The 21,962-nt window shown below is 59.2% G+C and carries 14 protein-coding genes; 4 read left to right on the forward strand and 10 right to left on the reverse strand.

Annotated elements, in window-relative coordinates; translation table 11 throughout:
- Nucleotides 1-2 precede the first annotated feature (2 nt).
- From B5G43_RS06220 to B5G43_RS06230, 3 genes are all read right to left on the reverse strand, one after another.
- Nucleotides 3-1,394, reverse strand: a complete 1,392-nt coding sequence (locus B5G43_RS06220; RefSeq protein WP_087259609.1) for a leucine-rich repeat domain-containing protein — start codon at nt 1,392-1,394, stop codon at nt 3-5.
- A gap of 11 nt (nt 1,395-1,405) precedes the next feature.
- A complete protein-coding gene (locus tag B5G43_RS06225) occupies nt 1,406-2,767 on the reverse strand; it encodes a VWA-like domain-containing protein (RefSeq protein WP_087259610.1) in 1,362 nt (453 codons plus the stop codon).
- A gap of 251 nt (nt 2,768-3,018) precedes the next feature.
- Nucleotides 3,019-5,481, reverse strand: coding sequence for a DUF4132 domain-containing protein (locus B5G43_RS06230; RefSeq protein WP_158097372.1), 2,463 nt, complete (start codon nt 5,479-5,481; stop codon nt 3,019-3,021).
- Nucleotides 5,482-5,817: 336 nt separating this feature from the next.
- Between B5G43_RS06230 and B5G43_RS06235 the strand changes: the two genes are divergently transcribed.
- The 4 genes from B5G43_RS06235 (at nt 5,818) to B5G43_RS06250 (ending at nt 10,189) form a co-directional block, all read left to right on the forward strand.
- Nucleotides 5,818-7,239, forward strand: coding sequence for an MATE family efflux transporter (locus B5G43_RS06235; RefSeq protein WP_087259612.1), 1,422 nt, complete (start codon nt 5,818-5,820; stop codon nt 7,237-7,239).
- Between the two features lie 223 nt (nt 7,240-7,462).
- The gene (locus B5G43_RS06240; RefSeq protein WP_087259613.1) at nt 7,463-7,696 is read left to right on the forward strand and encodes a hypothetical protein; all 234 of its coding nucleotides are present in this window, start codon (nt 7,463-7,465) and stop codon (nt 7,694-7,696) included.
- 86 nt (nt 7,697-7,782) lie between these two features.
- Nucleotides 7,783-8,643 (forward strand): MurR/RpiR family transcriptional regulator, encoded by an 861-nt coding sequence (locus B5G43_RS06245; RefSeq protein ID WP_087259614.1) that lies wholly within the window; start codon nt 7,783-7,785, stop codon nt 8,641-8,643.
- A gap of 157 nt (nt 8,644-8,800) precedes the next feature.
- Nucleotides 8,801-10,189: a 6-phospho-beta-glucosidase gene (locus tag B5G43_RS06250; protein ID WP_087259615.1), complete on the forward strand. Its 1,389-nt coding sequence runs from the start codon at nt 8,801-8,803 to the stop codon at nt 10,187-10,189.
- A gap of 153 nt (nt 10,190-10,342) precedes the next feature.
- On the opposite strand, the gene B5G43_RS06255 is transcribed toward B5G43_RS06250, so the two are convergent.
- The 7 genes from B5G43_RS06255 to B5G43_RS06285 form a co-directional block, all read right to left on the reverse strand.
- The gene (locus tag B5G43_RS06255; protein ID WP_087259616.1) at nt 10,343-12,613 is read right to left on the reverse strand and encodes a DUF4132 domain-containing protein; all 2,271 of its coding nucleotides are present in this window, start codon (nt 12,611-12,613) and stop codon (nt 10,343-10,345) included.
- Between the two features lie 12 nt (nt 12,614-12,625).
- Nucleotides 12,626-14,377, reverse strand: a complete 1,752-nt coding sequence (locus B5G43_RS06260; protein WP_087259617.1) for a leucine-rich repeat domain-containing protein — start codon at nt 14,375-14,377, stop codon at nt 12,626-12,628.
- Between the two features lie 12 nt (nt 14,378-14,389).
- The gene (locus tag B5G43_RS06265; RefSeq protein ID WP_087259618.1) at nt 14,390-16,525 is read right to left on the reverse strand and encodes a leucine-rich repeat domain-containing protein; all 2,136 of its coding nucleotides are present in this window, start codon (nt 16,523-16,525) and stop codon (nt 14,390-14,392) included.
- 12 nt (nt 16,526-16,537) lie between these two features.
- Nucleotides 16,538-18,142 (reverse strand): leucine-rich repeat domain-containing protein, encoded by a 1,605-nt coding sequence (locus B5G43_RS06270; RefSeq protein ID WP_087259619.1) that lies wholly within the window; start codon nt 18,140-18,142, stop codon nt 16,538-16,540.
- A gap of 443 nt (nt 18,143-18,585) precedes the next feature.
- Nucleotides 18,586-19,245: a zf-HC2 domain-containing protein gene (locus tag B5G43_RS06275; protein WP_087259620.1), complete on the reverse strand. Its 660-nt coding sequence runs from the start codon at nt 19,243-19,245 to the stop codon at nt 18,586-18,588.
- Nucleotides 19,242-19,715 (reverse strand): sigma-70 family RNA polymerase sigma factor, encoded by a 474-nt coding sequence (locus B5G43_RS06280; protein ID WP_087259621.1) that lies wholly within the window; start codon nt 19,713-19,715, stop codon nt 19,242-19,244. The genes B5G43_RS06275 and B5G43_RS06280 overlap by 4 nt, the downstream gene beginning before the upstream one ends.
- Before the next feature lie 241 nt (nt 19,716-19,956).
- Nucleotides 19,957-21,915 (reverse strand): DUF4132 domain-containing protein, encoded by a 1,959-nt coding sequence (locus B5G43_RS06285; RefSeq protein WP_087259622.1) that lies wholly within the window; start codon nt 21,913-21,915, stop codon nt 19,957-19,959.
- Nucleotides 21,916-21,962: the final 47 nt, after the last annotated feature.

The following is a 21,962-nucleotide window of genomic DNA, read 5'->3' on the forward strand; positions in this document are numbered from 1 at the left end:
CCTTATTCCGCTTCAAAACGGATGTTGTGTTCCTTGGCGTACTGCTCGGCATAGCTGCCTGCAGTGGTATAGATGGTCAGCTTTGGGCAATCATCGAAGGCCCATTTTCCAATCTCTGTTACGGAGCCGGGAACGATCAGGCGCTCCAAGCTGAAACAACCGTCAAATGCCTGGCTGTGGATGACCTGAATGGTCTCCGGCAATTCCACTTGTACCAGACGCTCTCTGGTGCGGCGGTATTCCTCGTAGAGGCGCGATTCCGTCTCCCAAGCGGTGCCGAACGCATTTTCTCCAATCGCGGTCACCACCGATCTTCCAATTTTCGCAGGCACCTGAACGATCTGATCCCAGCCCTTGTAGGAGGTGATCATCCAGGTACCGTCCTCCCGCTTCCGATAGGACCAGATCTTTCTCAGCTCGCCTACCGGCAGACTCCCGGTCTCCAGGGCGCGCATGTCCCGTTTCAACATCGTCTCTGGCGTTTCAGCACCAAACGCCCGGTTTTGATACTCCAAAAGCAGGGCTGAGGCCTCCACCATATTCTCCCGGACCGCTTCCTCCAGGAGGTTGGGGCGTTCGTCTTTGGAAATCAGATGCTTTTCCATGAGATAACGCAGAAGGGGCAGATGCTCCAGTGCGGGGCGAAACAGCCGTCGCCGCTGGTTTTTTATGTAAGCCTCGTAAGCCGCCTGCTCTGCCGGGTCGTAGGAATCGGGGGCCTCTTCCCGCCGCTCCGTAAAGCCGCATACCGCGGCAGGTTTCACGGAGGCGGGTAAGGACTTGAACGACAGCTTTTCCGCCACCAAACATCGCACACCAGCGCCCTGCGGCCCGAAGACGCTTCCATCGAGAAAGAGGTTCGCGTTGCGGATGTTCAAGCGGGGAAGACCGCAATCCGCAAACACGTTTGGCCCCAAAAACGCCACACTCTCCGGCAAGGTCAGTTCCTTCAGGCCGGTACACGCGGCCAAGGCCTCTTCTTCCAGGGAAAGAACGCCTTCCGGGAGCCGAAGACCCGTTAGCTGAAAGCAGCCGGCAAAGGCATAGGCATCGATCTTATGAACGCCTTCCGGAATTTCACATACGCCCGTCATCCCGGGAGCGCAGCATTTTACTGCGGCGCCCCGCTTGGATAGGACCAGCGGCCCCTCTGTGCGAAAGCTCCGGCTCTTCTCATGGCACACGATTCGTGTCAAATGAACGCACTGATAAAATGCCCACGGCCCGATCCTCCGCACCGTCTGCGGCAGCACCACCTCCGTCAGGGCGGCGCAGCCTTCAAACGCCCGTTCCCCGATCTCGGTCACGCCCGCCGGGATGGCCACTTCCCCGCCGGGTCCGGTGTATTTCGTCAGAACACCGTTCTCAATCACAAAATCCGAATTGCTGCCCATATTCTTCCTCCTTAAATCTCCTCCGGCTCCAGCACCAGCCGGATGGCCCAGGTGGGCACCTCCGGAATTTCATACCGCTCGTCCACAAACACAAAGGCGGTGGGGTACTCCGGCTGTTTCTCCGGGAACTCCCCGTAACCGTCGGTGAAGTAGATGAGCCCCTTCAGATTCACAAACTCCCGGTTGTTCCGCAGCTCCTCCACATACCGGAACACCGGACGGAAATCGGTGCCGCCGAAGCCGTGGAGCTGCATGGTACTCAGATAGCGGTCGAACTCCTCCTGGTTGGTGATCTTCACATCCTCCTGGATGTCCGCGTCGCACTGGATGATATGGAGGTTGATCTTTTTGAAAAAGTTCTCCTCCTGCTTGAGGGTGTTGTAGGTCTTTTGGACGAACTTCTGCACCAGATCCCCGGACACCGAGCCAGAGGTGTCGATGGCGATGACGAACTCCCGGATGCGCTTGACTTCCTTGTACTCCAGCGGCTCGATGAGGGGCATATTGCCGAAGAGTTTCAAGCCGTAGGTGTAGAAAATGTAGTCGAACTCGTCATCGTTGACCTTCATGGCCTCCCCCAGCACGGCGAATTTCCGCAGGAAGGAGGCGTAATCGTACTTCTCCCGGTTCACCGCCCGGAGGTTCTGCACCAGTCCTCCGGCGGTATCCCCCCGCTGGCGGGAGAAGGTCTCCAGATCGGTCTGCATCCGCTCGGAAATGTCCTTCCAGCGCTGGGCCAGCCCCGCCCGGGCCCGGCCCATGGAGTCGTCTCCCCCGGTATCGGAGGAGGCGCTTTCCCCCGTCCGGCCGGTGAGGGCCAACCGCTGCTCCGGCGGCAGGTACCAGGGGGCGTGGTCGTCGGCGTAAAAGAGCTCCCGCAGCTTCAAAAAACGCTCCGGGTCGGGCCGGTGGTCCAGGAAATGGCGGTAGAGCTTCTCCGCCGTCAGGTCCTTCACCGCGCCCCGCAGCTCCTCCAGCACGGCCATTTGGCGGCTCTGCCGCCCCGCTGCGGCCGCGGAGATGTTCAGCTCGGTGATGATGGCCTCCACCGCCACGTCGCAGGCCAGATCCCAGCAGTCGTGGTCCAGCAGCGTGTCCACAAAGTTGTGGCGGAACACGCAGTGGAGGACCATATGGAGGTAGTCCCGTACCGGGCGCTCCCGCTCCGCCCGGTAGAGCTGCAGCACCTGCCGGGCGTCGTAAAAGATCCGCTCTCCATCGGTGGCCAGCGGCCAGGGGCCGGGCTTCAGGTCCAGCTGGCTCAGGGCCGCGTCCAGAAAGCGCAGATGCACCAGCAGCGTATTGCGGGAGAGGAGCAGCACCTCCCGGGCCAGCTGGTCCACTTTTTGCTGTTTTTCCGTCAGTTGAGACATGACAATACCTCTCTCTATGAAATAAATGGCACTGGCTCCGGTGAGCTTGGGGATGGCGTTGCACCCATCGACCCGCCGTAGAAATCTTACCACCAATTATATACGAATCGTCGAAAAAGGTCCACATATGCAGCCTGCATAGTATTTATCGCACAAAAACAGTCCGTTCCATGTCTCCCAAACAGCCAAACTCCCCCAGACCGAGACAACAGAAAATCCTGTAACCGGAGGGTTACAGGATTTTCATGCGCTCAGTCCAGCGTAAACACGTCCATGGGGTCGAAGTCGGCGAAGCGCTCGTTCTTGTACGCCAGCAGGGCGGCGATGCAGTTGGTGCTCTGGTTTTCCATGGCGAAGTTCAGCAGCTCCATCACCTGGGCCAGGGTGAAGACGTCCAGCGTCCGGACCACCGAGGCGTCGTCTTTTGACACCCGGCCGTAGACCGTCCACTTGTCCAAGAGCCCGATGATGTGATTGGTCGCCCGGCTTTCCTTTTCATAGCGGAACGCCCCCAGCGTCAGCTCGCCCTGGAGATTCAGGAAATGCCGCTCCACCGCAGTGCCGGGACCGAAGTCCAGATGGCAGTCCGTGAAGGACAGGGAGAGTTCGCTGGCGTCGTACTGGAACGCAAAGCCGATGCCGTGCTTGTCCTGCCCTTTGAAGCGGTAGGCCGGGATGGAGACGCCCTGATAGCGGTCCTCCCTCACCTGGGTGAAGTCGATGACCGGCTCCCACACCTGGGCAAAGGGCTGCTTGAGGGCATGGGAGGTAAAGTACTTCTGCCAGCGCTCCACATCGGCCCGGTCCATCTCCATGGGATGGGCCACGGCGACGGGAGAATCGGTGATGGGATAGTCTGCTCCGTTGGAGTCGATGGGCTGACCGTCCCTGAGCGTGAAGGTGTGCCCGTCCTGGCTCCACACCAGCAGAGAGGCCACGCTCCGCAGGACCGGGTTCGTCTGGTATGCGGCCTTCCAGGCCTCCCCTGTCCGGCTCCTGCCGTCCAAAAAGGCCGCAAAGAGCAGGTCAATGCGGGATTTGACCACCTTTTTGAGATTTTTCTTCAGCTCGGCCAGGTCCGCTTTGGCCGCCTCGTATTTCTCCGGGTCGGCGTTCTTCTTCGGCAGGGATTTCACGGTCTTTTTGGCGTTTCCATCATAGAGGCTGAGGGCCAGGTCGTCTCCCAGCCGGGCGGTGACGGTGTTGCCCCCCAGGTCATAGACCTTCTCACCACGCTCATCCAGGCCGAAGTCGGAGAGCCGGGTATCCCGGAAGGTCTGGGCGTCGCTGCCGCGGATCTGGGCGTAGTAGTCCAGGCAGCCGCACCGCTCCGCGTAGAGCATGGCCTCCCGGGTATCGCTGAGCAGGAGCGCGCCCCGGGCCACCACGATGGCGCTCCGCCCTGCCGAGCCATAGTCAAACCACCGGGCCCAATCCTTGGTGAGCCGGATGAGCTCCTGGATCTGCTCCGGCTGCGCGTAGCGCGCATAGGGAATGAGGCGCTGGGGCTTCTCGGTGCCGTGCTCCAGGTCGGCGATCTCCCGCAGCGCCGCCAGGAGAGAGTCCCGGTCCAGTGCGGCCGCCACCTCGTCCACAGCCGGGTCGATGGCCAGCGGGACATACTCCGTCTCATAACAGGAGCTCATGGGCGGGCGCTTTTTCATCTGCCCCATATAGGCGGCCAGGATGTACTTCAGCACCTCCGGGTCCGCCGCCTCGCCGGTGTCCTTGTAGCGCACCTGGGGCAGATTTTGCAGCTGCACGCCGGAGAGATTGGCCCGGGTCAGGATGCTCTGGACCCGCAGGCCCTTGGCATTCCGGGCGGCCAGCTCCTCGGCCGGGTGCCGGGGAGCGCCTCCGGTTTTCGCCCGGGAGGCCGTTTTCTGGGCCGGCGCGGCGGCCGCCTGCAGCGCTCCGGCGTGTTCCTCCAGATAGGCGGCGCAGCGGGCCGCCCCCTTCTCCCCGGCGTTTTTCAGGGTCTTGGCGTAGTTTTTCCCATGGATCAGGCCCAGTCCGGCCAGTACGCTCAGGCGCTCCGCGTCGTCCAGCTTCAGCGCCAGGGTGATGCACTTGGCGGCGTTGTCCCGGATGAGCGTCTCGAATTCCGCCCGGTGCTCCGGGGTCAGCTCCAGGGGTGCGTACAGCCGTCCCATGGCGCCCAGCAGCTGGATCTGCGGCTTTTCCCTGGGGAGCTGCTCGTCATAGGCCCGGCAGCCTGCGGCGTCCGGCGTATCGCAGGCCAGGCTATTTTCCGGCCGGTAGAAGAATTCTTTTGTGTCCAGGCGGCTGTAAAACAGACCCAGCAGGCCCTCCGGACCCATCAGGCGGCAATCCAAAAACGTCTGTGCGCGCTCATAGGACACGGTGTTATACCGATCATATTCATCCCGCTCGCGTTCACTCTCAAACGGGATTTCCCGATAGAGTGCCGCCGGCAGTTCCAGTGTCGCATGATCCAGGACGAAATAGTTGAGGGGGCTAAGATATGTCACGCTGCTGGGGATCTTCAGAAACCGCAGGCCAGAACATCCCCTGAAATTGAGCTCGATGGTTTTGCACCCCTCGTTGATATACAGCTCCGTGATACCGCTCTGGTCCCAAATCGCCTTTTCCCCGATGCTGGTCACCCCCTCCGGAATGACCACCTTGCCTCCGGGTCCGGTGTATTTCTTCAGCACACCGTTCTGAATGATAAAATCCGAATCGCCGTTCATCGTGATCCCTCCTGCCTTCTGATTCCACCGGATTGGTTCCGTTTCAAAATTAGTATCTGCACGAAATTTGTCTATATTATACCGGAATCGCTTCAAAATGTCCACATATGCAGCCAGCATAGTACTATTTCGTACAGAAATAAACAGGGCGGACAGACCCCGGAGGCACGCGGTACGCTTCGGGCCGTTTTCATCCCAGAACGGCAGCTGCAATGGGACGGGGCAGATCCGGCTAAAAATTGTGAAAAAAGACCCTAGGCAGTGGGGGAGCCCGTGACTATAATAGAGCGGTATGCGTTGAGGTCCGCATATGGATCCAAGAGAGGAGCGAGAAGCATGACCCGGAATCTGACCACCGGCAGCCCCATGCGGCTGATTCTTCAATTTACCATCCCCACGCTGCTGGGCCTGCTGTTCCAGCAGTTCTATAACCTGGTGGACACCATGATCGTCGGGAAGCTCCTGGGCGCCCAGGCACTGGCGGCCGTGGGCTCCACCGGCTCCATCAACTTTTTCGTCATCGGCTTCTGCACCGGCGTGTGCAGCGGCTTTGCCATCCCAGTGGCCCAGCGGATGGGGGCGGAGATGTTCTCCCAGATGCGGCGGTATGTGGCCAACGCGGCCTATCTCTCCGTCCTTTTTTCTCTGGTGCTGACCGTGGCCACCGGCCTGGGCTGCCGGGGTATCCTCACCCTGATGCGCACCCCGTCGGACATCTTTGAGGGGGCCTATGCCTACATCTTCGTCATCTTTATGGGTATCCCCGTCACGTTCCTCTATAACCTGCTGGCGGGTATTCTCCGCTCCCTGGGAGACAGCCGCACCCCGGTGTACTTCCTGGCCATGTCCTCCTTCCTGAACATTTTCCTGGACTTTGCCCTCATCCTCTGGTTCGACGCCGGCGTGGCCGGTGCTGCCATCGCCACGGTGGTTTCTCAGGGCATCTCCGGTCTGGCCTGCCTGGCCTATATGGTGAAAAAGTTCCCCATTCTCCGCATGACCCGGGAAGAACGGCGGGTGGACGGCACTTCCTGTAAGGTGCTGTGTGCCATGGGCATCCCCATGGGCCTGCAGTACTCCATCACCGCCATCGGCTCCATCGTCCTCCAGTCCGCCGTGAATGTGCTGGGCAGCACCTATGTGGCGGCGGTAGCGGCCGGCAGTAAGCTCTTCCAGCTGCTGTGCTGCCCCTTTGACGCTATGGGCGCCACCATGGCCACCTACTGCGGTCAGAATGTGGGAGCCTGCCGCCTGGACCGCCTGGGCCAGGGCATCCGGGCCTGTTCCCTGCTGGGGCTGGTGTATTCGGTGGTGGCCTTCTGCGCCATGCTGGCATTTGCCGCCCCCTGCTCCATGCTGTTCCTCAATCCCAGTGAGCCCCAGCTGGACCTGCTGGTGGACCTCACTTCCCGCTATACCGTGATCTTCACCGCCTTCTTCTTCCCCCTGGCCCTGGTGAACATCGTCCGCTTCTCCATTCAGGGCATGGGATACAGCGTCTTTGCCATTCTGGCCGGCGTGCTGGAGATGCTGGCCCGCACCGCCGTGGGCATCGGCCTGGTGCCGATCTTTGGGTACGACGCGGTGTGCTTCGCCTCGCCGGCGGCCTGGATCGCGGCCGATCTCTTCCTGGTGCCCGCCAGCATCATCTGTATCCGCCGGCTGCGCCGGATCTACCCCAATCAGCCGGAGCCTCCCGTTCAGGCCCAAGCAGAAGCGGCCAGCCCCAAGCCGCTGCGGGCCGGAGCCGGAGAGTGACCCATAGTTTTTGCAAAGCGCGGCCCGAAATCGGGCCGCGCTTTCTGCTTCGTCTGGCAGCACCGTTTCTTTGAACGGATTATGTTCTGAAGTTTTTCAAAAAAACACTTGACATTGTATATACAAAATGCTATTATATATGATATAATGGATTATTGTTTTATATTGACAAGAGGATAGACATGTGTTACTCTTTACTCAACACGAGTAAGGAGGTTTTTTTATGGACTTTTCCAAGAATTTGTTTTTTACCCGAAAAAAACAGCTGACGCTGGCCCTGAAATCCTACATCCTGCAGCGCGGCAATTCGAACCTGCAGCACTATTACAGAAGTGCAGAGGAAATCGCCGGCTTTATCTGTGAGATGCAGCCGGCGGAACAGGATGATTACCACCATCTTGCCGCTTACATCCAGCAGTGGGCAGAGCTTCGCGGGAAAAACCTGCCCGCTTCGTAACATTGCGGTATGCCCGGTCTTTCGTTATAATAGGGGTGAACTTGTGCTTCTCCGGGCGGAACCGCCCGCAGACGAGGTGATTCTTTGTGACACTGGAAAACAGCATCCGACAGGCCGAGCATCTGACCCCAGTGGAGGCGGAGATCGGGGCCTATATCCTGAAAAACCTGGAGCGCGTCCCCGGCATGTCCATCCTGGATCTGGCCGGCGGCGCCAACGTGTCCAAATCGGCGGTACACCGCTTCTGCAAAAAGCTCGGATTCGGCGGGTTCAATGATTTGAAAGTGGCGGCAGCCCGGGATCTGGCCGAGGCTCAGGCCGATGTGGACCTGATCGACGTCAACTACCCCTTCGGGGAAACCGACGGCCCCCGGCCCATTGCCAAAAAGCTGGCCATGCTCTACGAGGCCGCCATTCAGGACACCTACCAGCACATCGACTTCACCCAGGTCCAGCGGGTGGCCCGGCTCCTCAACCAGGCCGGCGGCATCGACATTTATACCCACGCCCACAACCTGAACGCGGCGGAGAATTTTCAGGACAAGATGCTGACGATCGGAAAAACCGTCAACTGTCCCCACGGTTTTTACAACCAGCGGGCCACGGTCCTGGCTGCGACGCCGGACCGGGTGGCGCTCATCCTCTCCTACTCCGGCCGGGCCAGCTTCATCCGGCCCATCCTCCAGGTGCTCTCCCGGAAAAAGATCCCGGTCATCCTCATCGGCAAGAGCGGGAGCAACCTCTATCCTCAGCATATCACCCACGCCCTGAGCATCAGCAGCCGGGAAAATCTGCGGGACCGCATCTCCCAGTTTTCCTCCCACATCGCCATGCAGTATATGCTGGATGTGCTCTTCGGCTGCATCTACAATCTGGACCGGGAAAAGAACATCGCATACCTGCGAGCGTCCATTGATTTTATGGACGACCGGACACAGGACCCCTGAGCGTTTCAAAAAGTTCCAGAGGAAGTGATTCCTCTGGAACTTTTTTCGGGAAAAAATCTCTGGATGGCCCGGAGTGATTGCACCGGAAGCTCCCGGACCCTATACTGAGGGCACCGAAAAACAACCGGACAAACGGAGCATTCAGGAGGTAAGAATCATGAAAGGACCCGTCAAAATCGTCACCATCGGCGGCGGCAGCAGTTACACACCGGAGCTGATGGAGGGCTTCATCAAGCGGTATGAGGAGCTGCCCATCCGTGAGATCTGGCTGGTGGACATTGAGGACGGCCGGGAGAAGCTGGAGATCGTGGGTGCCCTGGCCCAGCGGATGTGGGACGCCTCTCCCTACGATGTCAAGGTCCACCTGACCCTGGACCGCCGGGAGGCGCTGAAGGACGCCGACTTTGTCACCACCCAGTTCCGGGTGGGGCTGTTGGACGCCCGTATCAAGGATGAGCGGATCCCCCTGCTCCACGGCATGCTGGGCCAGGAGACCAACGGCGCGGGCGGCATGTTCAAGGCTTTCCGCACTATCCCGGTCATCGGGGAGATCGTCCGGGACATGAAGGAGCTGTGCCCCGACGCCTGGCTCATCAACTTCACCAACCCCAGCGGCATGGTGACCGAGGCGGTCATCAAGCACTTCGGCTGGAAAAAGTGCATCGGCCTGTGCAACGTGCCCACCATCGCCATGATGGCCGAGCCCAAGCTGCTGGGCAAGGAGCTCCAGGACCTGAACTACCGCTTCGCCGGGCTCAACCACTTCCACTGGCACAAGGTCTTTGACCAGGACGGCAAGGACCTGACACCCCAGCTCATCGACCACATCAACGAGAAGGACGGCGGCACCCCCGCCAACATCTACCAGGCGGAGTTCCCCCTGGAGCTGCTGCATAGCATGAACCTGCTGCCCTGCGGCTACCACCGCTATTACTACCTTAAGCAGGCCATGCTGGACCACGCCCTTGAGGAGTTCCGGGCGGGCGGCACCCGGGCCGAGCAGATGAAGCAGACGGAACACAAGCTCTTTGAGATCTACAAGAACACCGAGCTCCACGTCAAGCCGCCCCAGCTCTCCAAGCGCGGCGGGACCTATTACAGTGACGCCGCCTGTGAGTGCATCCGCGCCATCTATGGCAACAAGAAGATCCACATGGTGGTGAGTACCCAGAACAACGGGGCCATCCCCTGCCTGGACGGCGACTCCATTGTGGAGGTGTCCTCCATCATCTCCGCTACTGGCGCCCAGCCTCTGGTCTGGGGAACACTGCCCCCGGCGGAAAAGGGCTGGCTCCAGATGATGAAGGCCATGGAGGAGTGCACCATCCAGGCCGCCCTGACCGGCGACTACGGCCTGGCGCTGGAGGCCTTTGTGCTCAATCCCCTGGTGGAGAACAACGGGGAGACCCAGCGGGTGCTGGATGAGCTGCTGGTGGCCCACGAGAAGTATCTGCCCCAGTTCCAGGACAAGATCCAAGAGCTGAAGGCCCGTGGTGTCCACTGCGACGACCCGGTGGTGATGGAGCTGATGCGCACCGGTCACTGATGCGAATATCCAGACCAATCAGGGAACCGATAACTATGGACTGATGAACAGATCTCGTTCAGAATCAACATACCAATCACAGAATCCATAACCAAAGCACACGGCCAGGAGCCCTTTCGGGCTCCTGGCCGTATTGTTTCTAGTGTTCCAGGATCATTCCAGTGTGAACACATCCATGGGGTCGAAGTCCGCGAAACGCCTGCTCTTATACTCCAGGAGGGCGGCGGTGCAGTTGGTGCAGCTATTCTCAATGGCCAGGTTGAGCAGCTCCGTCACCTGGGCCAGGGTGAATTTCTCCAGGTACTCCACCGCGCTCACATCATCCTTCAGGATACGGCCGTACACCGTCCACTTGTCCAGAAGTCCGATGATGTGGTTGGACGCCCGGCTCTCCTTGCGGCATTCAAAGGTCTGGAGCATGATACAACGGTCCAAGGAATACCCCAACAAGTCGTCAAAAATCGCATCACCATCCACCCCAAGCCAACAATCGGTCAGGTAAATCGACACATCATAGTGGTTCTGGTCAATATCCAGTCGAATTCCATGCTTTTCCTGGTCCTTGAAGCGGTAGGCCGGGACCTCGATCCCCTGATAGCGATCCTCCTTTACCTGGGAGAAGTCCACCACCGGCTCCCACACCTGGGCGAAGGGCTGCTTGAGCGCGTGGGACGTGAAATACTTCTGCCAGCGCACCAGATCGTCCCGGTCCATCTCCATGGGGTGAGCCACATACACCGCCTCGTCCTTCACTTGGTAGGGCTGCCCCGCGGAGTCCACGGTCCCCTGGGCCGCCACCGTGAAGGTCTTTTTCCCCTGAGCCCACACCAGCAGGGAGGCCACCTGGCGCAGCAGCGGATTGTTCCGATAGGCCTCCGACCACTCGCACTTGCTCATCTGCTGACCACTCAGGAAATACTCGAACAGCCGGTTGCAGCAGACCTTGACGGCCTTTTTCATATTCTTTTTCATCTCGGAGAGATCGGCCTTGGCCGTCTCGTATTTCTCTGGGTCCGCGCCCCGCTTCGGCAGGGATTTCACGGTCTTTTTCGCGTTGCCGTCAGAAAGGCTCAGGGTCAGCTCCGGACCCAGCGTCACGGTCACGGTGTTCCCGCCCAGGTCGTAGACTTTTTTCCCGTCGGCGTCCAGGCCGAAGTCCAGCAGTTTGGTGATCCGAAGCGTTTCCTCGTCCATCTTGCGGAGAGAGGCATACTCCCGCAGCATCTGGTTCTTCTCCGCATAAATCATCGCCTCCCGGGTGTCGCTGAACAGCAGGGCGTGTTTGGCAAAGTCGCGCAGCTTCCAGATGGCGTTGTATTTGCGATAGAGCTTGCCCGTCGTCTCGCCGTCGGCATAACGGAAGATTGCCGGGAGGAACGCCGCCTGCTTCGACTCGCCTTCCACCCGCTCGGAGAGGCTCAGCAGTGCCCGGACCAGCTCATCCCGGTCCAGTTTGGCCACCACCTCGTCCGCCAGGGGACACAGGTCCGCGCTCCACTTGCTCTGCTGTTTCAGATATTCGGCCAGGCAGAGCTCCAGATACTCCGGCGGGGCCAACTCGGTGCCCCCGGCCAGGTGGACCGGCGGCAGGTCCTGTACGCCGTGCTTCAGCAGCACGCTGCGGGCGTTGATCTTCCGCAGCCGGTCCCGGTACTTCTGCTCCACCGCGCTCTCGCTGTCCCCGGCGGGCGCCGGAGCGGGGGCTTCTTCCCGATCCAGCTTCTCTGCCAGCTCCCGGAGGTCCGCGAGCGCCGAAGCGGCCAGCTGTTTTTTGACCCGCTTCCGGTTGGTCTCATCGATGGCCCCCACCTCCAGGAGGGTGCGGATGTAAGCGGCGTTTTCCTCCCGCTCGGCCAGCTTGACCACCTTATTGGTCTTTCCGGACAGGAAGTCCGCGAAGATTCCAGAAAACTCCCGGCTCACCGGCTGCTTTTGGTCCGCAAGGCGCAGCAGCATGGCCTTGATCCGGCCGTCCTCGTTCATCTGGAACCCCTCGTGCTTCCCGCTGGCCAGAAGCTGGTCATACACCGGGATGTCCTCCGGCTCCAGCGGGATCAGGTACTCTTTGGGGTAATTCCAGCTCTGGGCAAAATACTCCTTCCGGAAGGACGCGACCATGCGCATGGTCTCTCCGGCCCCGTCCCGCACCAGCAGCTCCACTGTTTTCGCGGTGGGCTTGAACATATCCTGCGCCCCAGGAAGCTGATGCAGAGACAGGGTCATCTGGGTCAGATCGCTGCATCCGTAAAAGGCCCGGTATCCGACTTCCGCTACGCTCACCGGAAGGGTCACCCGCGTCAGGTTGGTGCAGCCGGAAAAGGCACCATTGCCGATCTTTGTCACGCCCTCCGGGACGACTACCTCCCCGCCGGGGCCGTTGTACTTGGTCAAAACGCCGTTCTCAATCACAAAATCGTGTTCCACAGCACTGCCTCCTTACTCCGTTTCAAAGGGGATGTTGTTCTCCTTGGCGTATGTTTCCGCATAAGATCCCGCCGGGGCGTGAATGGTGAGGTCGGGGCAGTCCCTGAAAACAGACCAGTCGATCTTCTTCACACCGGCCGGGATGGTCACACTCTTCAGGCCCGTGCAGACAGCGAAGGCATAGTCCCTGATTTTCGTCAGACCGTCCGGAAGAGCCACAGCGGTCAAGCCCGTGCAGCCAGAAAAAGTAGCCAAACCAATCTCCGTTACCTCTGCCGGGATGGTCACGCTCTTCAGGCTTGTGCAGCCCTGAAAGGCAGCCGTGCCGATCTTGGTCACACCCGCCGGGATCGTCACACTGGTCAAACTTCCCATGGCAAATATCACACAATGCCTTTTTTCGGAAATCATCAGGCCGTTTTCCACAGAAAATTGCCTATTTCCCGGTGCGATCTCGATCTGTGTCAAACCCATACAGCCAGAGAATGCACCCTCTCCGATCTTGGTCACCCTCTCCGGGATGGTCACGCTGGTCAACCTCGTGCAATCCCGAAAGGCAAACTCGCCGATCTCTCTCACGCTCTCCGGAACAGCCACACTGGTCAACCCCGTGCAGCCGGAGAAAGCCCACTCGCCGATTTTTCTCACACCCTTCGAAATCATCACCTCTATCAACCCCGTGCAGCCGGAGAAAGCCCACTCGCCGATCTCTCTCACGCTCTCCGGAATGGTCACACTGGTCAACCCCGTGCAGTTATAGAAGGCATAATTGCCGATCTTGGTCACACCCGCTGGAATCGTCACACTGGTCAGGCCCGCGCAGCCGGAGAAGGCAGACTGGCCGATCTTGGTCACACTGGCCGGAATGGTGATGCTGGTCAAACCGGTGCAGCCGAAGAAGGCCTTTCCGCACACGCTGGTCACGCCCGCCGGAATGGTGACACTGGTCAGACCCGTGCAGCCCTCAAAGGCAGACCAGCTAATCTCCGTCACACTGTCCGGAATGGTCACACGGAGCAAATTCGTACAGTCCGCGAAGGCTCCATCGCCAAAGCGCTCGGTTCCGTCTCTGATCTCCGCGTGGGTCAGGCTTTCCTGACACGCCACGGCCAATCGTCCCGCATAAGCGATTCCATGCTCTTCCTTCTGCCGTTCCTGCCACGGTGTTTGAGCGAATGCACTTCGGCCAATTTCCACCACACGCTCCGGAACGGTCACATTCGTCAGACCCGTACAGCCCTCGAAGGCAATGGCACCGATCTCGGTCACACTTTCTGGGATGCTCACGCTGGTCAGACCGGTACAGCCCCAAAAGGCCTGGTTTCCGATCTTTGTCACCCCCTCCGGGATACTCACGCTGGTCAGACCCGTGCAGTTGGAAAAGGCAGACATGCCGATTTCCTTCACGCCTGCCGGAATCGCCACGCTGGTCAGACCTGTGCAGCCGGAAAAGGCAGCCGTGCCGATTTCCGTCATACTATCCGGGAGGGTCAAACCGGTCAAGCCCGTGCAGCCAGAGAAGGCAGACCAGCCGATCTCAGTCACCCCTTCCGGAATGCTCACGCTGGTCAGATTTGTGCAGCCCTCAAAGGCAAACCAACCGATCTCAGTCACGCCTGCCGGAATGGTCACACCGGTCAGACTGGTACAGTCCCGGAAGGCTTGCAGTTCGATCTTTGTCACTTCTTCCGGGATGGCTACATGCCCGCCTGGGCCGGTGTACTTGAGCAGCATTCCCTTTTTGATCACAAATTTGTGGTCCACATAAATACCACCTTACTCCGCTTCAAAGCGGATGTTGTTCTCTTTGGCGTATGTTTCCGCATAAGACCCCGCCGGGGCGTGGATGGTGAGGTTGGGACAGCCCTCGAAGGCGCCCTCTCCGATCTTGGTCACATGGTCCGGGATGGTGATGCCGGTCAGGCCCGCACAATCAGCGAAAGCATATTCGTCGATCCGGGTCACACGGTTCGGGATGGTGATACTGGTCAGACCCGCGCAGCCAAAGAAGGCCCCCTTACCGATTCGGGTCACACGGTTCGGAACGAGAACACTGGTCAGGTTGGTACAATTACGGAAGGCCCACTCGCCGATCCGGGTCATGCGGTTCGGGATGGTGATACCGGTCAGACCCGTGCAGCCATCGAAGGCATACTCGCCGATCCGGGTCACATGATCCGGGATGCTGATATCGGTCAGACTCGTACAGCCCCCAAAGGCAAAGCTGCCGATTTCTGTCATGCTGTCAGGAAGCTGCACGCAGGCCAATGCACCGCATTTCGTGAAGGTATATTCGCCCAGCTTCACCACGCCCTCCGGCACCAAAACGGAGCGGATTTTTTCCCGCCGTCTTTTTACATCCTCACTGGTATTGCCCCTGGGGCTGAAGGCGTGGCCGCCGATCTCGGTCACCGCGATTTTCCCGATACGATCCGGGACCACAACTTCCTCCTCTCTCCCTCGGTAGCTCACAAGCCGGATGGTGCCCTCCTCCGTTTTTTCATAGCTCCAGATCCTCTGGGCCTCCGCCACCGTCATACCGTTGGACTCCAGCTTTCGCAGGACCTTCTGAAACTCCCGCTTCTCATCCCCCGGCCGCCGGAGCTGGTTCTGATACTCCAGCAGAAGGGCGGACGCCTCCGTGTTTCCGGTCTTTGCGGCCCGCTCCAGGACCTCCGACACATCATTTTTGGGAATGATCTTCTCTTTCAGCATCAGGGTCAGCAGGGGCGGGTCCCCGAGGGCCAGATCATACAGCTTCCGCCGCTGCCGTTTGAGATAGGCCAGATACCCGTTCCGGATGTTCTCCGGCATCTCCCGCCCTTCTGCGTACAGGCGGGCAAACCCCAACACAACGTTGGTCTTGTCATCGGGGCCGAATACCTCAACCGGCGTGTAGGGAGCCAGCACCGGCACCCCGTCGGTAAAGGGAGAATAGGCAAAGCTGCCCGTTCCGCCGCATTCCTGGACTTCTCCCAGAATCTCCACAGCCCTCATGCTGCTGCAGCCCCCCGTCATGCTGCACGGTATCCGACGCACTCCGGCGGGAATTTTCAGGCTGGTCAGGCTGCTGCACCCCAGGAAAACATCACATTCAAGGCTGCTCAATCCCTCCGGCAGTTCGACCTCCCGGAGATTTTTACACCATTTGAAGGCACTTTGGTCGATCTCGCGCAATCCATCGGGCAGAAATACCTGGGTCAGACCGGCACAGTATGCAAAGGCATACTCCGCGATCCGCTCCACGCTGTCCGGAACAGTAAACGCCCCGTCTATCTGAAATGCGCGGATCAGAAAGGTCTTACTCCGGTCATACAGGGCGTGCGGTTCCAGACAGAAGCAGTCATTGCCCTCCGCCAGGCTGATCTCCTGTAAGTTGGGGCAAGCACCCAACGCCTCCCGCTCCAAGATCCTCAGGCTGGCCGGGAGAGCGATTTTTTCCAGCGCAGAACACCTTCTGAACGCCTGGCCTTTGATCTCCTCCACACCCTCCGGAATCTGAAGGCAGGTCAATTTCCCGCACCCGTCAAAGGCGTTGTAATCGATCCGTTTCAAACTTCCCGGCAAAACCAACTCGGTCAGGTTTTCGCAGTCGGCAAAGGCCGCTCCGCCAATTTCCACCGTTCCCTCCTGCACCACCACGCTGGTCAGGGCGGTGCAGTTTTTGAATGCGTGTGAGCCAATTGCTGTCACGCTGCCCGGAATGACTACACGGGTCAGAGCGGTACAGTTCTCAAATGCCCGATAGCAGATATCAGTCACGCTATCCGGAATCGTGATTTGCTTCAAACTGGTGCGGCCCGCAAAAGCACCCAGGCCGATCTGCTTTACGTTCTCCGGGATGACCACCTCTCTGCAGCGGCCATTGTACTTGGTCAAAACCCGCTTTTCAATCACAAATTCGCAGTCCACAGCTCTGCCTCCCTACTCCACTTCAAAGGGGATGTTATTCTTCTTCGCAAACTCCTCCGCGTAAGACCCCGCCGGGGCGTGGATGGTGACCTTTTTGCAGCCGGCACGGCAGCTTTTATCCATGCTCCTTACACTGGCCGGGAGCTTCAGCACCTGAAGCTCCTTGCAGTTCTTGAAGGCGCCCTCCACGACTTCCTGCACTCCCTCGCTCAGCACGGCGTTGGTCAGGCCCGCACAGCCCTCGAACGCCCAATCTCCCACTTTCTTGACACTGGCCGGGATGGTCAGATGGGTCAGACCAGTACAATCCAGAAACGCCCGGAAATCGATTACTTCGATCCCCTCTTCCAGCACGAGCTCCGTCAGGCCCGTACAGCCCGCAAATGCCCAGGCACCAATGGTTTTTACGCTGCCCGGCACCGTGATACAGGCCAGTTTGGTACAGCCACGGAAGGCACTGCTTTTGATCTCCTTCAAACTGGCCGGAAAGGATACGCTGGTCAGACTGGTGCAGTCGGCAAAGGCCTCGATTCCGATCTCCGTCACCCCCTCCGGAAGGGTGAGGGAGGTCACCTTCTTATTTCCCTTCAGCACTTCCCGCTGGATGGATGTAATGGAATCCGGCAGGACCACCGCGCTTCCCGGGCCTTGGTATGCCACCAGTTCCCCATGGACCACTACAAATTCCCCCAGATTTTCCACTTTGGGGGACTTTCGCAGGATACCGTGGCCCACCTCCGTCAGATGCTCCGGCAGCTCCAGCCGGCGCAGCGCGGTGCAGCCCGCAAACGCCTCCGCGCCGATCCGCCTCACACTCTGGGGAAGGACCAGCTCCGTGAGGGCGGTGCAATTCCGGAACGTCTGTTCGCCGATCTCCAGTACACCCTCCGGAATGGTGATAGCAGTCAGGCTCTTGCACCCACAGAATGCGCAGTCCGGCAGACAGCTCAGCCCCTTGGGCAGCGTGACGCTGGTCAGGGCTTTGCAGTCCCTCCACGCGCTCGCGCCCACCCAGCACACACTGTCGGGTAGGACCACGCTGGTGATGTCGGTCCGTCTCCGGAACGCCCCCTCCCCGATGGCCCGGACCTCCGGCGGAATCTCCACCGCGCCGCCGGGGCCCTCATATTTCAGCAGAGCACCCAGCTGGGCAAAGCCCTCTTGGATCCGCTTTTTATAGCCTCTCGTCGGGTTTTCATCATCCAAATACAAAAACCGGGTGCCATCACTGAAGAAGGAGCCACTGCTGGGATAGTAAAAATCATCCGCCTCTTCTTCAAAGGAAAGGGAGACCGACAGATGCTTCAGGCACATGAGTTCCAGGCAGGCCCGATAGGTCTCCCAGTCCAGCCGGTGGTCGCTATCCGGTGCCGGATGCTCGATCCAGTCTCTGGTCCAGTCGTCAAACTCCTCTTGCAGCGTGGACGTAAAGCCCCAGCGTCCCGTTCCCTCGAAGGTGGTTTGCCGCTGGTCCAGGCTCAGAAGCCCGTCCGCCTCCAGGCCATATTCACCGTGAAAACTCCAGCAGTTCAGGACCTTCTGGAACAGGTCGATGGCCTCCTGATTCCAGTCGCCTTTGAGCGTCAGCGTTCCATAAGCACTCGAAATGTTTGCCACAACAGTTCCCCCTTCAAAACAGAAAGCAAATCATGAACTCGCCTCTATTATACATGAAATCATGGAAAACAGCCAAGTATGCAGCTTGCATAGTGTTGATTCCGCACAAAACCCGAGCTGCTCATACCACAGGAACTCTGGATTTTTAGGCGCGCGAGGGAACAGAAATTGGGAGGGTACAATGGCAACCGGTAACAGAACAGCCCTTCTCTGGCAGAGTTTCTCCCGCAGTCAGGCGCAGCATGCTTTGCTCCAACCATTTGATTTTCAAGCCACATTTGATCACCCGCTTGTAATCCTTCCGGAATTGCGCTTGTTTTTATGAAATATCTCTACTGTCTGGCCATGAGAACGGGCGCCCGTTGTCTATGGAAAGACGGAATATAAAAGCAGCCTGGGCAGCCCTCGAAAGGCTGTCCAGGCATTCTGCTTTTCGGCTTGGTTCAGCGTTCCCACAGAAGGACCGCATCCGCCACAGCCTGCTCAAATTCGGCCTGCGCCAGGCCGGGGAGCTCCAGATAATCTCCCACCAAATAGTAGACCGCATCCACCTGCCGATCCACCTGATAGGTGGCCGTCTCAAAGTCGGTCAACAGCCCGTTGCCAATGCACAGATGTCCCTCACGATCCGGCATCACATCCGAGCGAAGGGTACGGTCAAAATAGAGGAACACCACATTCCGGCCGTCTACCTCCCGGCTGAATCCGTGGAAAGAGTCGTAGCTCCCGCCGTGGTAGTAGAGGTCGATCACCTCATCCACCGCAAGCTCTGCCGTTACCAGGCCGTCCGTATAGGTCACCGGCTGCGGGACATCCGCCGCACCCGCCAAAACAACAGAGAAGATCAGCATGACTGCCACGGCGATCAGGACCGCCCGCCGGCGCCCACGGGAGAACTTCTTTTTCACCCCCCGCAGAACACGGGCTTCCGTTTCCGACTCAGGAGAGAGCGAGGGGACGGGAGCCTCCTCTTTCATTTCTGCCAAACAGGCGCGGCACCCCTCGCATTGTGCCACATGGGCTTCGATCTCCTGCTTGCTGGCCTCGCTGCACAGCCCGTCACAGTACAGGGGCAGCAGGTCGCGGATGATCTCACATTTCATTCGAATCCCTCCTTGATTTTCTGTTTCGCACGGTAATACGTCACTCTGGCCCAGTTTTCCGATTTTCCAAACAATTCGCCGATCTGCCCGTAGGGCAGTTCCGCAAAGACCCGCAGAGTAAACACCTCCCGATATGGCTCCGGCAGGGCATGGAGCCGCTGATGGATCTGGCGGGCGTTTTCCTGGAGAAGCAGATCCTCTTCTACATTCTGAGAGGAAGGCATCTGCTCCAGGGCCTCATCTCCCGCTTGGCGTTTTGCCTTTCTCAAATAGGAGAGCCAACAGTTCTTTCCGATTTGGCATAGCCATACAGACAGCCTGCAGGTTCCTCGAAAGGAGGCACTGTGTTCAATAGCACGACAGAAGGTCTCCTGGGTCAATTCTTCCGCCAGCGCCTGGTTTCCACAGAGTCCTGTCAGATAACGGTACACTATGGGGAACTGCTCCTTGTACAGCTGGTCAAAATCCATCCACACCACCTCGCTTTCTGTCTATATGACGCACATCCATGCGGATTGTTACAAACTTTTTCTTTCTCCAATAAGCATAACTTCATTGTTCGCGTTTCAAAAGGACTTGCAACTTGTCAAAAAAACGCGGGAGGGTAAGGTCTGCTTGGAACTGTTTATCTCCGATCTGGACAGCACACGGCCAGGAGCCTTTTCGGGCTCCTGGCCGTGTTGTACCGTCAAAAGAAATGTTTTTTCAGGATCATTCCAGGGTAAACACATCCATGGGGTCAAAGTCCGCAAAGCGGGTATTCTTGTACGCCAGGAGGGCGGCGGTGCAGTTGGTGCACTGGTTTTCGATGGCCAGGTTGAGAAGCTCCGTCACCTGGGCCAGCGTGAAGCTGTCCAGATGCTCCACCGCGCTCACGTCATCTTTCAGAATGCGGCCCTCCACCGTCCACTTGTCCAGAAGTCCGATGATGTGGTTGGCCTGGCGGGATGGGTTCTCCACCTTCAGTGCGCCAAAGACCACCTTGCTATCCGGCTCCAGAGAATGATGACGGCAGTCGGTAAGGCCGCAATCCAGGTCACAGCCGGCAAAGGAGACGGAAAGCGCGACGGTGCTATAATCAAACCCAAATTGGATGCCGTGTTTCTCCCGGCCGCGCAGCTGGTTGGCGGGGAGTTCGATGCCGCTGTAGCGGTCCTCCTTCACCTGGGAGAAATCGATAACCGGCTCCCACACCTGGGCAAAGGGCTGCCTGAGGCCCTGGGCGGCGAAATACTTCTGCCAGCGCTCCACATCATCCCGGTCCATCTCCATGGGGTGTGCCACGGTGACGGGGGAATCGGTGATGGTATAGGCCGCTCCCTTGGAGTCGACAGGCTGGCCGTCTCTGAGGGTGAAGGTCTGCCCGTCCTGGCTCCACACCAGCAGAGAGGCCACCTGGCGCAGCAAGGGGTTCCCCGGATAGGATGCGCGCCAGTCCTCTCCCGCTCGGCTCCTCCCGCTCAAAAAGTCCTGGAAAAGCACATCACAGCGGGCCTTGGCCACCTTTGTGAGATTCTTTTTCATCTCGGCAAAGTCCGCCTTGGCCGCCTCGTATTTCTCCGGGTCGGCCCCTTTCTTGGGAATGGACTTGACAATCTTTCCGGCATTGCTGTCATAGAGGCTGAGGGACAGATCGGCGGCCAGGACGGCGGTCACCGTAGTTCCGCCCAGATCGTAAACCTTCTCCCCCTTCTCGTCCAGACCAAACTCGGAGAGCTGAGTGTCCCGCAGCATGTCGGCAGTGGTGTTCCGCAGTCTGGCCACAAAGTCCAGTTGGTCGTTCTTGTCCGCCCAGAGCAGAGCAGTCCGGCTCTCATTCAGGCAGATGGCGTACCGGGCCAGATACTCCGTATCCCGTCCGGCCTGGTGGTATGCGGACCAGGACGTCCACTTCTTCAGATTGGAGATGACCCCGCTCACCTGCTCAGCTGTGCCGAAACGGCAATAGGGCATGAGGAACCGCGGTGCCTTGGTGATCCCGGTCTTTTTGTCGATGGACTGGTAGAGCTTCTCCAGGGCCTGCTGGAACGCGGCAGGATCCAGGGCGGCGGCGATCTGATCGGCCTCTTTGTGGTAGAAGAAGTCGGGCGTACTCCAACCATCCGTCTCACCCATCTCCAGATAGGCCGCCAGCACACACCCCACCACGAAGGGCGGGGCGCTCTCCTCGCTGTCCCGGTAGCGGACCGCGGGGAGCTTTTTCAGCGCCAGCCCGCACTGGTCCAGCATGTGGGTGACATTGCCCTCGTTGAAATGCTCCTGGCAGAACGCCTCCACAGGATGGCCGGTGGCCCCCTTTATGGCGGTTCCCTTTGTCCTCTTCCTCTTTTTGAGCTCCTTTTCCAGCAGTTCTGCCGCCGCCTTGGCTTTGGCGGCGGTCACCACGCCGCAGAGGGCCTGGAGGGTCTCCGCCTTGACCGAACTCCCACAGGACAGGGCAAACTCCGCCGCCTTCTTGTAGCAGGTCGGCTTCCGCTTCTGTTCCGCCAGCAGCTTGGTCATCATAGCGACCGTGGCGTTCCCATCGGCGTAGAGCGTGGCCTCGCAACGGCTCAGAGGGGCTTTTCGGCTCTGGGTCAGGTAAATGGCCGCCGCGCACTCCAGATCGTCGGCACAGCAGAATACATCCCCCACTCCATCCCCCAGGCCGTCGATGCTGCATCCATGCATCAGAAGGGCCGCAGCACTTGGTATCTTCTGGACACCGGAGCGCAAAA

It is taken from the genome of Flavonifractor sp. An92 (genome assembly GCF_002159175.1).
GTDB lineage: Bacteria > Bacillota > Clostridia > Oscillospirales > Oscillospiraceae > Pseudoflavonifractor_A.

What these genes read in the sequence shown, in the direction of transcription:
- B5G43_RS06250 (WP_087259615.1), top strand. Translation starts at nt 8,801, where the DNA reads ATGAAAGGACCCGTCAAAATCGTCACCATCGGCGGCGGCAGCAGTTAC.
- B5G43_RS06230 (WP_158097372.1), bottom strand. Translation starts at nt 5,481, where the DNA reads ATGAACGGCGATTCGGATTTTATCATTCAGAACGGTGTGCTGAAGAAA.
- B5G43_RS06225 (WP_087259610.1), bottom strand. Translation starts at nt 2,767, where the DNA reads ATGTCTCAACTGACGGAAAAACAGCAAAAAGTGGACCAGCTGGCCCGG.
- B5G43_RS06285 (WP_087259622.1), bottom strand. Translation starts at nt 21,915, where the DNA reads ATGCATGGATGCAGCATCGACGGCCTGGGGGATGGAGTGGGGGATGTA.
- B5G43_RS06275 (WP_087259620.1), bottom strand. Translation starts at nt 19,245, where the DNA reads ATGAAATGTGAGATCATCCGCGACCTGCTGCCCCTGTACTGTGACGGG.
- B5G43_RS06220 (WP_087259609.1), bottom strand. Translation starts at nt 1,394, where the DNA reads ATGGGCAGCAATTCGGATTTTGTGATTGAGAACGGTGTTCTGACGAAA.
- B5G43_RS06280 (WP_087259621.1), bottom strand. Translation starts at nt 19,715, where the DNA reads ATGGATTTTGACCAGCTGTACAAGGAGCAGTTCCCCATAGTGTACCGT.
- B5G43_RS06240 (WP_087259613.1), top strand. Translation starts at nt 7,463, where the DNA reads ATGGACTTTTCCAAGAATTTGTTTTTTACCCGAAAAAAACAGCTGACG.
- B5G43_RS06235 (WP_087259612.1), top strand. Translation starts at nt 5,818, where the DNA reads ATGACCCGGAATCTGACCACCGGCAGCCCCATGCGGCTGATTCTTCAA.